The following is a 14,577-nucleotide window of genomic DNA, read 5'->3' as shown; positions in this document are numbered from 1 at the left end:
TCAGTCCTGGTTCTCGTCGGTGGTGTCGAGGCCCGGGTCGCCCGTCGGCGTGGTCTCGGGTGCATCGATCTCCTTCGAGTCTGACCGCCCACCGCCCAGTTTGGCGAATCGTGGGTCGGCGGAGATCTCCTCGTCGAGGGCATCGATGATGTCGACGTCGGGCAGCAGTGGCGCCAGATCGGGCAGTTCCTCGAGGGAGGCCAACCCGAGGCGTTCCAGGAACATCTCGGTGGTTCCGTATGTGGTGGCGTTGGTCTGCGGGTCGGTTCCGGTCTCGCTGATCAGTCCGCGGGCCACCAGGGTGCGGACCACACCGTCCACGTTGACGCCGCGGATGGCGCTGACCCGGGCGCGACTCACCGGCTGCCGATAGGCGATCACCGCGAGGGTCTCGAGTGCGGCGCGGGTGAGCTTCGACCGTGCGCCGTCGAGCAGCAACCGTTCCACGTAGGGCGCGAACTCGGCGCGGGTGTAGAAGCGCCACCCGTCGCCGGCGAACCGCAGGTCGATGCCGCTGGCCGCCGCGGTCAGATCCGATGCCATCGCGAGCAGCATCGCGTGCACGCGGGAGCGTTCGGCGTCGACGGCATTGGCGAGTTCGTCGGTGGTCGCCGGGGTGTCGACGACGAGCAGAACGGCCTCGAGTGCGGCCCGCAGCCGGTCGTCGTCGAGCGCCATGCCATCGAGTTCCACCCCGTCGGGCGCGATGTCGGCGGGCGCGATGTCGGCGTCCACGTCGAGCGCGGTCTGGTGGGGTTCTCCGTGATCGGTCATCCGTAGTCCTCGGCCTTGTCGATTCGCAGGTCGTCGGGGTCGCGTTCACCCGTCCAGGACACCCGGAGCTCTCCGAGTGCCTCGGGTTGTTCAAAGGTGATGGCGCGTTCCCGGAACAGTTCGAGCAGACCCAGGAAACTGCCCACCACCTCGAGTCCCCCGTCGCAGTCGGCGACGAGTTGCGCAAAGGTGAGCCATGCGCCGTGCGCGTGGGTGAGCAGACCGGTGATCCGCCGTGCCTGCGCCGGCACCGACACCCTCTGCACGTCGTGCAGGTGATCGAGTCCGATGGTCGGCACCGGTCGCGGTGTCATCGCCGCCGCGGCGATCTGGGCTAAACCGGCCACATCAACCCCGAGGGTGACCTCGGGCAACAACTCGGTGAACTGCGGCTCCGGCGATACCGCTCGCGGGTAACGCTGCAGGGCGGCGGCCTCGAGTTCCCCGAACAGGGCCGCCACCTGCTTGTACGCCCGATACTGCAGAAGCCTGGCAAACAGCAGGTCGCGGGCCTCGAGCAGCACGAGATCCTCGGGGTCGTCCACCTCGCCGGTCGGGAGCAGACGGGCGGCTTTCAGGTCGAGCAGGGTGGCGGCGACCACCAAGAACTCCGTCGTCTGCTCGAGCCCCATCTCAGGACCCAGTTCACGCGTGTAGGCGATGAACTCGTCGGTCACCAGATGCAGGGCCACTTCGGTCACATCGAGGCGGTGCTGGCTGATCAGGTTCAGCAGCAGGTCGAACGGACCCTCGAAGTTGGCCAGTTTGACGCGGAATCCGGTCGACGGCGAGGCCCCGTCGTCCCGGGGGTCGGCTTTGTCGGTGGCGACGAGATCAGCGTCGCCGACATCGATCGCGGCGACATCGCTGGGGGAATCGCCGCTCATGCCTGCTTGACGTTGCGCGCGATCACCTCTCGGGCCAGCGCGCGGTAGGCCTTGGCTCCGGTCGATCGTGGCGCCCATGACGTGATCGGTTCCCCGGCGACACTGGTTTCGGGGAATCGCACCGTCCGCGAGATCACGGTGTCGTAGACGGCATCTCCGAACACCTCGACCACCCGGGCCATCACCTCGCGCGAATGCAGGGTCCGCGCATCGAACATCGTCACCAGGATGCCGCCGAGGGTGAGACGGAAGTTCAGCCGGTCGCGCACCTTGTCGATGGTGTCGGTGAGCAGGGCGAGACCACGAAGACTGAAGTATTCGCACTCCATGGGGATGATCACCGTGTCGGCGCACGCGAGCGCATTCACGGTGAGCAATCCCAGCGACGGCTGACAATCGATGAGGACGACGTCGTAGCGGTCGAGGACGGGATGCAGCACCCGCCCCAGCGCCTGCTCGCGTCCCACCTCGCTGACGAGCTGGATCTCGGCCGCCGAGAGGTCGATGTTGGACGGCAACAGGTCGAGGTTGTCCACCCGGGTGCGCATCAGGACGTCATCGATCGACGCGTGCGGTGGCACCAGCAGGTTGTAGACGGTCTCCTCGAGCTGATGGTGGGGTACCCCAAGCCCCGCTGATAACGCGCCCTGCGGGTCGAGGTCGACGAGCAGCACGCGTCGCCCGTACTCGGCGAGGGCCGCCCCCAGATTGATGGTTGAGGTGGTCTTGCCGACCCCACCCTTCTGGTTGCACACCGCGATCACCGTGGCGGGGCCGTGCCGGTCGAGCGGGGCGGGTTCGGGCACGTCGCGATAGGGCCGCCCGGTGGGGCCGATCTCGTCGGGATCGTGCTCGGTGTCGTCGCGGTCGGCCACCGGCGACACCTCGATGCGGTACTGATCGTCGGCATGAGTCGACGGACCGCGCGGTGTGATCGGGCTGCTCACGTCGTCCGCTTCTCCCTCCCCGAGTAGACCGTGTCGTCATCGGTGTCGTGACCTGGGCCGGATTGCCCGACGTCTTGTCCAGCGTAGTGCGTCGTTTCTCTCACCCCGTGGTGCATCGCCGAGAGCGCGCCGCCCGATCGCGTCGGGGAGTCACCGGGCGCGCGGATGGGTGGTGGCATACACCTCGCGCATCGTGTTGACCGTGACGAGCGTGTAGACCTGCGTCGTGGTCACCGACGCATGCCCGAGCAGTTCCTGCACCACCCGCACGTCGGCGCCGCCGTCGAGGAGATGCGTGGCGAAGCTGTGGCGCAGTGTGTGCGGGGACACCGTAGTGGTGATCCCGGCGCGAGACGCCGTGTCGGCGAGTACCTGCCAGGCACCCTGCCGGGTGAGCCTGCCGCCTCGCGCGTTGAGGAACAGCGCGGGCGTCGAGCGGCTCACCAACGCCGGCCTGGCGCGGACGAGGTAGGCGTCGACGGCGGTGGCCGCCGGACCGCCGACCGGGACGAGGCGTTGTTTGCCGCCCTTGCCGCGCAGCAGCACGGTCAGCGCGTCGAGATCGAGGTCGTCGAGGTCGAGAGACGTGGCCTCCGAGATCCGCGCGCCGCAGCTGTAGAGAAGTTCGAGCAGCGCTCGGTCGCGCAACGCCCGCGGATGATCGCCCCGAGCGGCCTCGTCGAGCAGCGACAACACGTCATCGACCGAGAGGGCTTTCGGGAGCCTTCGGGCCGGTCGCGGTGGCCGTACCGCGACGGCGACGTCGGTGGCCACGATCCCCTCGGCTGCGGCGAACTTGTGAAAGCCTCTGGTGGCCACGAGGGTTCGTGCCACCGAACTGTCCGCCAGTGGCGCAGCGCCCGAGGCCTCGTCGCCGCGTCGCAGTTCGACGAGGAACTCGCGGACATCGTCCTCGGTGACCTCGGCGAGGCTGTTGATGCCGCGGCCGTGCAGGTACCGCTGATAGCGGTCGAGGTCGCGTCCGTAGGACGCGAGCGTGTTGGCTGCCATGCCACGTTCGACGGTCAGGTGGTCGAGGTAGCGCGAGACATCGTCGCCGACACGCGCTTTCACCGTGTTCACCCGTTCCGTCGTTCCCAGAGGGCGGTGGGCCGGTCGGGCCAGGGCGCCTCGGGGGTGCGCAGCGTGAGATCCCGGTGTGCCGCGGTGGCGGCGGCGAGGATGCCGGCCACGCTCGTCGCGTTGACGATCTCCCCGTTCATGACCATCGTGAGCGCGTCGCCGAGGCGCACCCATTCCAGCGACATGTCGGCTTCCTCGTCGTGACGCGCTGCCGCAGGCACTTCGTGCAGACCGGTCGCGCGGAACAGTCGCAGTGCCTCGTCGGTGAATCCCGGCGAGAGCACGAGGTCGACGAGGACGTCCCAGTGATCGGCGCGCAGATCTGTCTCCTCGCCGAGTTCGCGTTGCGCAGCTTCCAACGGCGATTCGTCGGATGCCTTGTCGAGCAGTCCCGCGGGAAGTTCGAGCAGACGCCGCCCCACCGGGTGCCGGTACTGCCGCACCATCGCGAGGCGGTCGGCGGAATCGAGCGCCACGATGGCGACCGCGCCGAAATGCTCGACCACCTCGCGCTGGGCCCGGCGACCGCCGGGCATCGTGACGTCGTCGACGCGCAGCGCGAGGATGGCGCCCTCGTACACGGTGGTGCTCGACCGTACGGTGAATTCGTGCGGTGCGTCGGCGCTCTCCGACGGGCTCAAGCGCCGCGTTCCTCGTCCTCGAACTCGGCGCCGACCGTCACCGGAGGCGGATCGTAGTCACCGAGGTCAACCGGAAGCCGTTCGGCTGCTTTGTATTTCAACGCGGCATCGATGAACGAGCGAAACAGTGGGTGGGGCCGGGTGGGGCGGCTCTTGAGCTCCGGGTGGGCCTGGGTGCCCACCAGGAAGGGATGCACCGACGGCGGATACTCGACGAACTCCACGAGGTGCCCGTCGGGCGAGGTGCCCGAGAACTCCAGTCCGGACGCGGCGATCTTGTCGCGGTAGGTGTTGTTGACCTCGTAGCGGTGACGATGGCGTTCGGATACCTCGGTGGTGCCGTACGCCTCCGCGACGACGCTGCCCTCCCGCAGGACGGCCGGGTAGGCCCCGAGTCGCATGGTGCCGCCGAGGTCGGCCTCACCGGCCACGATCTCGGCCTGGTCGGCCATCGTCGAGATCACCGGATGCGGTGTGTCGGGATCGAATTCGGCGGAACTCGCGCCGTCGAGTCCGGCCGAGCGGGCGGCCTCGATGACGATGCACTGCAGGCCCAGGCACAGACCCAGCAGCGGAATACCGCGGCGGCGCGCATAACGGATCGCGCCCACCTTGCCCTCGATGCCGCGGATGCCGAATCCGCCCGGGATGAGCACACCGTCCACATCGCCCAGGGCTGCCTGCGCGCCGGCGTCGGTGGCGCATTCGTCCGACGGCACCCATTTGATCTCGGCACGTGCCCGCCACGCGAATCCGCCCGCACGGATCGCTTCTGTCACCGACAGGTAGGCATCGGGCAGGTCGACGTACTTGCCCACGAGGGCGATTCGCACGGACTCGCGGGGTTCGTGGACGCGGTTGAGCAGTTCACCCCACTCGGTCCAGTCGACGTCGCGGAACGGCAGCCCCAGCTTGCGCACCACATACGCGTCGAGTTGCTCGCTGTGCAGCACCTTGGGAATGTCGTAGATCGACCGCGCATCGGGGGTGGAGATCACACCGTCGATGTCGACGTCGCACATCAGCGCGATCTTCTTCTTGAGGGCTTCGGGGACGTCGCGGTCGCACCTCAGGATCAGGGCGTCGGGTTGAATACCGACGTTGCGCAGCGCGGCCACCGAGTGCTGGGTGGGCTTGGTCTTGAGCTCGCCCGACGGCGCGAGATACGGCACCAGCGAGACGTGCAGGAAGAACACGTTGTCGCGCCCCACGTCGTGGCGGATCTGCCGCGCGGCCTCGATGAACGGCAACGACTCGATGTCGCCGACGGTGCCGCCGATCTCGGTGATCACCACGTCTGGTGACTCGCCGTCGTCGCCGGGTTCCCGCATCGCGAGCACCCGGGACTTGAGTTCGTCGGTGATGTGCGGGATCACCTGGACGGTCTCCCCCAGGTACTCGCCGCGTCGCTCCTTGGCGATCACCGTCGAATACACCTGTCCGGTGGTCACATTCGCCGACTGCGACAGGTTGCGGTCCAGGAAGCGTTCGTAATGTCCCACATCGAGGTCGGTCTCGGCGCCGTCCTCGGTGACGAACACCTCACCGTGCTGGAACGGATTCATGGTGCCCGGATCCACGTTGAGATAGGGATCGAGCTTTTGCATGGTCACGCGGAGACCGCGAGCGGTGAGCAACTGCCCGAGGCTCGACGCCGTCAATCCCTTACCGAGTGACGACGCGACTCCGCCCGTCACGAAAATATGTTTGGTGCCCGCATGCACGTGGCGCAGTGGTCGCAAAACGCGTGTCTCCCGTCGGCCGGATCAGGTTGCACAACCTTCTCACCTACGGGACTCCAGGGTAACACCCACGGCACCGTCTGGGCGCCGCCACACCGTGCAGGAGCGAATGTCAGGCGGCCGGGCCGCCGCCGGGTGACGGTGCGGGCACGGTGATCGCCTTGGCCCCCGGGCCGGTGCCGTACGCCCCGGTGCGGCCGTCGCTCTCGGCGTTCAGGGCGAGAACCGTGGTGATCTGACCCATCTGTTGATCGACGTTGTCGACCGTGGACACCGCATCGTTGAGGGAGGGATCGCCGCGGATGACCCCGATGGGCGAACCCTGCGCGGCCGAGCCGCTGCGGCCGACCACCGCCCCGCCCTGCGCGCGAGCGGTCATGGCCGCGGCCAGGCGCGCGACGAGTTGGCCCTGTGCGCCCGAGTCGGCCGGAAATGCGCCGCCGGTGACGAAGACGACGAGATCTGCGGGCCGCACCGTGTTGCCCGCGTAGCCGATGAAGCCTCCGTCGCGCAGCGCCTGCAGTCCGGTGCCGCGGTCGCCGGCCGACACCGATGTCTGGCCGGCACGCTCGAGCAGCAGCGCGCCGAGCAGATCTCCGGTGCGCCCACCGGAATCCACGAGTTCGGCGCGGAGCGAGACACCCGGCGGGATGGTCTGATCGACGATGGTGCCGAGTTGTTCGGCCTTCTGATCGCCGAGGAGTTGCGGGGTGAGGCCCACCTGGCCGCTGACGGTGCCGCCGGCGCCGACAATGAGCTTGCGGATCGCGTCCACATCACCGTCGGAGGCATTCGGCACGGTCACCACCAGCACCGACTGGCCGCGCAACTGATTGGCGACCAGCCTGCCGGCGACAGCGGTGGTGAACCCGTTGGCGGTGGTGAGCTGATCACGAAGCCCATCACGTTCCTTCTCCAGCGCACCGACACGATCACGACTCGTTCCGGTCAACGAGTTCATCTGATCGCCGACGAACCCCGACCCGAGGAACAGTCCCAGCGCCAGTGCCAGGAAGACGGCCGCCAGTGAGATGGCGTGCTGTCGGAGGGAGATCATCGCTTACCTGTTCCAGACCTCGTGCGCCCAGGCGATCAGGTGATTCCACTGCGCGACCACCCAGTCGGTGACCTCGGCGCCCGCGCTGGAGAGCATCACCGCGGCGATCACCGCGATGAGCGCGGCGAGGACCACGAAGGCGACCGCCGCGCCGGAGACGCGGCTGCGGTAGAGCGTCGAGACGGCCTTGGCGTCAACGAGTTTCGGTCCCACCTTCAGCCGGGTGAGGAAGGTCGACGGGTTGCTCTCGCGGCGTGACCGGTCGAAGAAGTCATCGAGGGTCCCGCCGTAACCGACGGTGACGATCAGATCGGCGCCGTGGTAGTCGGTGAGCAGCAACGCGAGGTCGGCGGCCGAGCCCGCGGCGGGAAAAGTGGTGGCACCGATACCGAGGTCCTCGATGCGTTCGAGGCCCGGTGCGTGGCCGTCGGTGTCGGCGGGCAGCACCACCTGTGCACCGCACTTCACCGTCGAGATCTTCATGTCCTCCGGATCACCGACGATCAGCGCCGGCTTGTAGCCCGCCTTGACGAGGGTGTCGGCACCGGCTCCGACACCGACGAGCACCGGGGAGTACTCCTTGATGAACGGTTTGAGCGCACGCAGATCGCTGCCGCGGTCGGGACCGTCGGCGACGATCACGACGTGCTTGCCGGCCACCGACACGTCGATGTCAGGCATCCCGACGCCGTCGATCAGCAGTGGTGATTCGCTGCGGATGAATTCGATGGTGTTGCCGGAGAACGCTTCGAGGTGATCGACCAACCCGGTTTTCGCGTCGATCATCATGTCGGCGATCTCGTGTTCGGACAGTTCGGTGCCACGCGCGAGACGCCGCTCCCCGATGAACAGCCGGTCGTCGTGGACCCGCAGTTTGGCGCCGTCCTTGACGCGCTTGAACACCTCGGGGCCCACGTCGTCGAGCAGCACGATGCCCGAGGCGACGAGCACCTCCGGACCGAGATTGGGGTAGCGGCCGGTGATGGAGGACGACGCGTTGACCACGGCCACCACGTTGGCCTGCACGAGGGCGTCGGCGGTGACCCGGTCGAGGTCGACCTCGTCGAGGATGGCGATGTCCCCCGGGCCGACCCGGTCGAGGAGACGGCGGGTGTTCTTGTCGATCCTGGCGATACCGGACACGCCAGGCAGTTCGTCGGTGTTACGTGCGAGCAGTGCGGGCATCTTCATGCAGCACATGATTGACGCCCGCGGACGCATCTGCGGGGAGGCGCGCCGCATCATTTGCAACTTTTGTCACACGAGTAACAGCTGTTTCGGGCCCGGAGTCAGCCGTTCTTCTCGTTCTCGGCGGTGCTGAGCAGTTCCTCGGCGTGTGCGCGCCCGGTGTCGGACTCACCGAGTCCGGCCAGCATGCGGGCGAGTTCGGCGACGCGTTGGTCGCGGTCGAGGGCACGCACCGAACTGGTCTGGGCTCGCGCACCCGAGGTCGACGATTTGCCGATCACGAGGTGATTGTCGGCGAAGGCGGCGACCTGGGGCAGATGGGTCACCACGATGACCTGATGGGCGCGCGCGAGATCGGCGAGCCGGCGTCCGATCTCGACCGCGGCACGTCCACCCACCCCGGCGTCGACCTCGTCGAACACCATCACCGACCCCGAGGTGGGTTCGGCGAGCACCACCTCCAACGCCAGCATGAGTCGCGAGAGTTCGCCACCCGACGCCGACTTCGCGATCGGCAGCGGGTCGGCGCCCTTGTGCGCGACCAACGCGAACTCGACGTGGTCGGCACCATCGGTTCCCGCGTGTACCTCGATGCCGTCGACGGTGATGGCCAGGCGGTCGGCGTCGACCGCGGTCTCCGGCGCGACGGTCACCGAGAGCACCGCGTCACCCATGGCCAGGCCGGCAAGCTCCGCGGATACCTTGGCGGCCATCGATTTCGCCGCCTTACGGCGCACCGCGCCCAGGTGATGTGCGGCCGACTCGACCGCGGCACGAGCCGATGCGGCCGCGCTTTCGAGTTCGTCGATCGATCCCTGCGGGTCGTCGATCTCGGCGAGCCGGCGCTCGGCGTCGGCCCGCCAGGCGATCACGCCGTCGATGTCGGGAGCGTACTTGCGCACCAGCGCCTTCAACTCGCCCTGCCGGGTGAGCATCTTGTCGAGTTCGTCGGCGTCGGCGGGCAGACCCGACAGGAATCCCGACAACTCCGCACCGATGTCGGTGACCACGGTGAGCGATTCCGAGACGCGCGTGGCGAGGGTGCGCAGTTCGGCGTCGCCGGCCGATTCCAGCAGACCACGCACCTGCCCCAGTGCGTCGATCACCGATCCGGTGTCACCGGCGATCAGGTCGTGCGAACCGGCCGCGGCGGTGCGAATGGACTCGAGATCGGAGAGTCGGCGAATGCTTTCCGCGAGGTCGGAGTCCTCGCCGGGTTGCGGGTCGACGGCACCGATCTCGTCGACACCGAATCGCAGCCGGTCGGCTTCCTGCGCGAGTTCGCGATGGTTGGCACGTCTCGCGTCGAGCTCGTCGCGAATCGAGATCCATTCGTCGCGGGCCGTGCGGTAGCCGCGCAGCGCCTTGGCGGCCCGCTCACCGGCGAACGTGTCGAGCGCGGCACGCTGGTGTTCGGGACGCAGCAGCCGGAGCTGGTCGTTCTGGCCGTGAATGGTGAGCAGTGTGCCGGTGAAGCGGCCCAACACCCCCGCCGGCACCGACCGGCCGCCCAGGTGTGCCCGCGAACGGCCGTCGGCGTTCACCGTGCGTACCGCGATCACGGTGTCGTCGTCGTCGAGTTCGGCGCCACTCGACTCGAGGATCTCGGCGACGTCGTCGGCTGTGTCGCTCATCCGGAACCGGCCCTCGACAACGGCTTTGGCGCTTCCCGACCGGACGCGTGCCGCATCAGCCCGCGCACCGGAGAGCAGCCGCAGGCTGGTGACGATCATCGTCTTGCCCGCGCCCGTCTCGCCGGTGAGCACACTGAATCCGGGTGGGAACTGCGCGGCCGCCGAGTCGATGACGCCGAGCCCGGTGATCGACAGCTCTTCGAGCATGCCTACCCCTGCCTCCCCCGCCAGCCGGTCACCGGCAGTTCGAATTTCGTGACCAGGCGATCGGCGAACGGGTCGGAGTCGATCCGGACCCACAGCACCGACCGTTCGCTGCGCACCACCTCGACGCGAGCCCCCGCCGGCACATCGAGGCGGCGTCTGCCGTCGCAGAGTGCGATCGCCGAGCGGCCGTCCTTGTCGACCTCCACCGCGATCCGCGACCGCGGGCTGGTGACCATCGGGCGCGCGAAGAGCGCATGAGCATTGCTCGGCACCACCAGTATGGCCTCGAGGTCGGGCCACATCACGGGCCCGCCGGCGGAGAACGCGTACGCGGTGGAACCCGTCGGAGTGGACACCAGCACGCCATCGGCGCCGAACGCCGACACTGGGCGCCCATCGACCTCGGTGACCATTTCGAGGACACCACTGCTGGTGCGGTTGAGAATGGCGACCTCGTTGAGTGCCCACGATCGCTGCGGGGAGTCGGGCCGGGCGGGGTCGAGTACCGTCACGTCGAGTGTCATCCGCGGTTCCACGCGATAGTCGCGGGCGATGAGCTGACGCATCACGTCATCGACCCGATTGGCCTCGGCCTCGGCGAGGAAGCCGATGCGTCCCAGGTTGATTCCGAGGACCGGAACGCCGGCAGGGTAGGCCAGTTCGGCGGCCCGCAGAAAGGTGCCGTCGCCGCCGAGGACGATCACGATCTCGCAGCCGACCGCGGAGTCGGGGTCTCCGGAGGTCACCTCCACCGACGCGCCCAGACCTCGCAATTCGCTCGGATTGACGGGGTGGTTGGGAGGTCGCGCCCGTCCGTGCTCGGCGTCGTCGCGATCTTGGGGATAGGCCTGCAGCCGGTGAGCCGGATTGTCGGCGTGGATGTCGTGGTCGACGATCCGCAGCCGCACACCGGCCTCGGCGCAGTGCCGCGCGATCGCCACGATGGTGCGGGTGACGATCTCCCGGCCGGTGTGGGCCACGACCAGGAATTCCCGCTGACCCGGGATATCACGGTGACCCGGACGAGCGCCGACGGACTCGTTGACCACGTGTGTCCCTTTCCTACGGTCGCTCACCCCGCGTTCAGCGAGGTCCCTGCGCAACGGCGCTCCGAATCATCTCCGACAGATCGGGTTCGTCGTGCGACGAGTCGACCCGGTTACCGACCCTATCGCTCCCCGGCGGTGGTGACGGATCGGGATGGGCCGACGGATCGGGATGCGACAGGTCGGGGCGGTAGGTGAGCCACAGGAAGTACTCGACGTTTCCCGACGGCCCCGGCAGGGGGCTGGCGACGACGCCGCGGGTTATCAATCCCACCCGCGCGGCGGCCCGGGCGACACCCTCCACGGCCTGCTCGCGCAGCTGCGGATCCCGCACCACACCACCGGCACCCACCCGATCCTTGCCGACCTCGAATTGCGGCTTGACCATGGGCAGCAAATCCGCACCCGGATGCACGCAGGCGACGAAGGCGGGTAGTACCAGCGACAGCGAGATGAACGAGAGGTCGGCGACCACGACGTCGACGGGCCCACCGATGTCGGCCGCGGTGAGGTGACGCACGTTGGTGCGGTCGTGCACGTGGACGCGGTCGTCGCTCTGCAGACGCCACACCAACTGGCCGTACCCGACATCCACCGCGACCACTTCACGAGCGCCACGCCGCAACAGGACGTCGGTGAAGCCACCGGTGGACGCGCCGGCGTCCAGGCATCGCCTACCGTCGACGGTCAGCCCGTCCGCGGCGAACGCATCGAGTGCGCCGATGAGTTTGTGCGCTCCACGAGAGGCCCAGTCGTCGCGGGAATCATCGTCGAGGATCAGAAGCGGTGTGTCCTTGCCGACGTTGGTGGCCGGTTTGGTGGCAACCACTCCGTTCACCTTGACCAGTCCGGCGTCCACGAGGTCTCGTGCCTGTTCACGCGACCGGGCCAGGCCCCGGCGTACGAGTTCGGCGTCGAGACGAAGCCGCGCGGCCACTCAGCCCGGCCTCATCGGGGGTCGACCTCGGCCAGTGCCCGGGTCAGCGTGTCGTGGGCGCGTTCGAGTAGTTCGGCCTGTCGGCCCAGAGCCGCCAGATCGAATGAGTCCTCGGTCCGTGCGCGGATCTCGTCCACCTCGGCGAGCAACGCGCCGATCGCCTCGGTGACCGGCAGCGCGGAACCGGCCGGCATGCCCGGCTGTCCTTCGGCGGTGTATTGATCAGGGTCCATGTCGGAGTCCACGCTAGTCCAGCGTCCCGACGCCGAGAGTCTCGAGCAACGACCGGACCGCGTCGTCGTCGCTGGTGATCGTGACCGATGTCGGGTCCACCGCGTCGGAATCCAGGTCTTGTCCGTCGATGAGTCGCCATACCGCATCCGCCAGTGCCGGCAGCAGGCTGGACCGGGCGGAGTCGACGTCACCGGTCGCCGCGACGGTCACCGTGGTACCCGACATCGAGACCTGCCACTGCTCCTGCGCTGCCACCCGCACGAGGTCGGCCGCCTCCAACAGTCCGGTGAGGTCGTCGATCACATAGGTGGGGCGCTGTTCGGGCGGCGCGACCAGCAAGTCCTTGGCGGAACTCACCCCGGTGAGCACGAGGGCGCTGTCGAGACCGACGGCATGTGCGCCCTGGATGTCGGTGTCGAGACGATCGCCGACGACGAGTGGCGAGGCGACACCGCTGCGCGCGATGGCATCGGACATCAGCGGCGCCGCCGGCTTGCCGGCGACCAGGGGCTGTGCACCGGTCGCGTTCGCGACGGCGGCGACCAGCGAGCCGTTGCCGACCATCTGACCGCGCTCCGAGGGCAGGGTGGCGTCGACGTTGGTCGCGATCCACAACGCCCCACCGCGGATCGCGAGCGCGGCCTCGGACAGTTGCGCCCACCCGGTGTCGGGCGAGAAACCCTGGATCACCGCCGCGGGCCGGTCGTCGGCGCTGCGGGTGACCCCGATGCCCACTTCGCGGACCTCTTGGGCGAGGCCGTCGGTTCCGAGCACCAGCGCACGCGAACCCGGTGCGAGGTGCTCGGCGAGCAGCCGCGCAGCGCTCTGGGCGCTGGTCACCACCTGCTCGGGTGTCGCGGTGAACCCCAGTTCGGTGAGATGCGCGGCCACGGCGTCCGGGCGGCGACTCGCGTTGTTCGTGACGAACAACTGCGGAATGTCGAGCGAATCCAGAGTCTCCGCGGCACCGTCGACGGGTCGGTGACCGGAGAACACAGTGCCATCCAGATCGAGCAGTAAAGCCTGATAGCCGGCCGCGAGCGTCGCCGAGGGCGGCGACTGCGGCTTCGACACCTCCCCTACGGCCGCCGCAGCACTCGACGTATCCCCCGCCGATTCCTCGACTGACGATTCTTCAACAGCCGATTCCTCGGCTGCCGATTCCGTGGCGGCCGATTCTTCAACAGCCGGTGAAGACACGGCCCTGTGATCTTCGGTTTCGCCGTCACCCTCGTCACCGGCGGAGAGTTCCATCAGTGCGAACTCCGCGTCGGTGGCATCGTCGACATCGGCGGCCGCCGCATTCATGTACCAGGTGACCGCGTCGTCGCGCCGTCCTGCCGCCAGCAGCGCGGACGCGTAGGCGTAGAACAGGCGCGCGGCCGGCGTCCCGGTCCGCGACGGTGACAGATCCTCGGCCTGCAGCGTCACGATCGCCTTTTCCGGCTCACCCAGATCGATCCGGGCGCCCGCCTCGACGATGCGCATCTCGGTGGCTTCCTCACCCGACAACGCCCTGCCATCCTCACTGCGCGCGATCTCGATGGCACGCTCGGGACGGCCGAGGCCACGTTCGGCGTCGGCGATGAGCGGTAACAGCGCAGTGCCGCCGCTGATCCGACGGGCCGCCCGCAGTTCGGTGAGCGCCTCCTGCCATTCGCCGGCGCTGTAGGCGGCGATGCCCGCGGTCTCGCGCACCAGTCCCACGCGGCCGGCGCGCTCGCGCGCCGCGCGGGCATGGTCGAGCGCAAGGACCGGGTCCTCGTCCAGCAACCGGGTGACCATCACCAGATGACGGGCCACCCGATCGGCGTTCGCCTTGTCGAGCGTCAACAGATCACGCCGAACCTGGGGGTCGAGATCGGAAGCCGTGACGTCATCGGGGAGCGCGGGCTCTGCGGGCCGCACATTCGAACGCGCTGGGCGCCTACCCGCACCGCGTCCGCGGTCGCGATCATTCATGGATGCCAATCTATGCCCTCCTGACGGTTGAGGCGGCACCGGGACCACGTCCGAAAACGAAATCCGACGCCCCGAGCCGACGCAACACTGAAAAGAGTGATGAGACAAGAAATGCCCCGCACCGAAGTGCGGGGCATTTCTTTAAATTGTGTTCGGCGGTGTCCTACTCTCCCACACTGGTTAGGGTGCAGTACCATTGGCGCTGGAGGGCTTAGCTTCCGGGTTCGGAATGGGGCCG

At 68.3% G+C, this 14,577-nt stretch carries 13 protein-coding genes and 1 rRNA gene; all 14 read right to left on the bottom strand.

The window, feature by feature from the left end; all coding sequences use genetic code 11:
- On the bottom strand, positions 1 to 774 hold the full coding sequence (gene scpB / locus ACWDSI_RS19480) for an SMC-Scp complex subunit ScpB (protein ID WP_449757541.1): 774 nt from the start codon (positions 772 to 774) through the stop codon (positions 1 to 3).
- Positions 771 to 1,661 (bottom strand): segregation and condensation protein A, encoded by an 891-nt coding sequence (locus ACWDSI_RS19475; protein ID WP_449757540.1) that lies wholly within the window; start codon positions 1,659 to 1,661, stop codon positions 771 to 773. The genes scpB and ACWDSI_RS19475 overlap by 4 nt, the downstream gene beginning before the upstream one ends.
- Positions 1,658 to 2,608 (bottom strand): ParA family protein, encoded by a 951-nt coding sequence (locus ACWDSI_RS19470; protein ID WP_449757539.1) that lies wholly within the window; start codon positions 2,606 to 2,608, stop codon positions 1,658 to 1,660. Before ACWDSI_RS19470 ends, ACWDSI_RS19475 begins: the two co-directional genes overlap by 4 nt.
- Positions 2,609 to 2,758: 150 nt before the next feature.
- Entirely contained in the window at positions 2,759 to 3,682 is a 924-nt protein-coding gene (xerD, locus tag ACWDSI_RS19465) for a site-specific tyrosine recombinase XerD (protein ID WP_449757538.1), read from the bottom strand.
- Between the two features lie 5 nt (positions 3,683 to 3,687).
- A complete protein-coding gene (locus ACWDSI_RS19460) occupies positions 3,688 to 4,332 on the bottom strand; it encodes an NUDIX domain-containing protein (protein WP_449757537.1) in 645 nt (214 codons plus the stop codon).
- Positions 4,329 to 6,074 carry a CTP synthase gene (locus ACWDSI_RS19455; protein WP_449757536.1) on the bottom strand — a complete coding sequence of 582 codons (1,746 nt, stop codon included), beginning with the start codon at positions 6,072 to 6,074 and terminating at the stop codon, positions 4,329 to 4,331. Before ACWDSI_RS19455 ends, ACWDSI_RS19460 begins: the two co-directional genes overlap by 4 nt.
- A gap of 112 nt (positions 6,075 to 6,186) precedes the next feature.
- A complete protein-coding gene (locus ACWDSI_RS19450) occupies positions 6,187 to 7,131 on the bottom strand; it encodes a copper transporter (RefSeq protein WP_449757535.1) in 945 nt (314 codons plus the stop codon).
- Positions 7,132 to 7,134: 3 nt separating this feature from the next.
- Entirely contained in the window at positions 7,135 to 8,322 is a 1,188-nt protein-coding gene (gene steA, locus ACWDSI_RS19445) for a putative cytokinetic ring protein SteA (RefSeq protein WP_449757534.1), read from the bottom strand.
- A 98-nt stretch (positions 8,323 to 8,420) separates the two neighbouring features.
- Entirely contained in the window at positions 8,421 to 10,160 is a 1,740-nt protein-coding gene (gene recN, locus ACWDSI_RS19440; protein ID WP_449747932.1) for a DNA repair protein RecN, read from the bottom strand.
- A 2-nt stretch (positions 10,161 to 10,162) separates the two neighbouring features.
- A complete protein-coding gene (locus ACWDSI_RS19435) occupies positions 10,163 to 11,209 on the bottom strand; it encodes an NAD kinase (protein ID WP_449757533.1) in 1,047 nt (348 codons plus the stop codon).
- A 34-nt stretch (positions 11,210 to 11,243) separates the two neighbouring features.
- Positions 11,244 to 12,143 carry a TlyA family RNA methyltransferase gene (locus tag ACWDSI_RS19430; protein ID WP_449757532.1) on the bottom strand — a complete coding sequence of 300 codons (900 nt, stop codon included), beginning with the start codon at positions 12,141 to 12,143 and terminating at the stop codon, positions 11,244 to 11,246.
- Positions 12,144 to 12,154: 11 nt separating this feature from the next.
- Complete coding sequence (locus tag ACWDSI_RS19425; protein WP_449747935.1) at positions 12,155 to 12,376, bottom strand: hypothetical protein; 222 nt, start codon at positions 12,374 to 12,376, stop codon at positions 12,155 to 12,157.
- Positions 12,377 to 12,389: 13 nt separating this feature from the next.
- Entirely contained in the window at positions 12,390 to 14,339 is a 1,950-nt protein-coding gene (locus ACWDSI_RS19420; protein ID WP_449757531.1) for an HAD-IIA family hydrolase, read from the bottom strand.
- A 150-nt stretch (positions 14,340 to 14,489) separates the two neighbouring features.
- Positions 14,490 to 14,577 (bottom strand): 5S ribosomal RNA (gene rrf, locus ACWDSI_RS19415); the annotation flags it as partial.

This window comes from Gordonia sp. NPDC003429 (assembly GCF_053588575.1).
The sequence above is the reverse complement of the archived record's forward strand: the minus strand, read 5'-3'. Positions and strand labels throughout refer to the sequence as shown.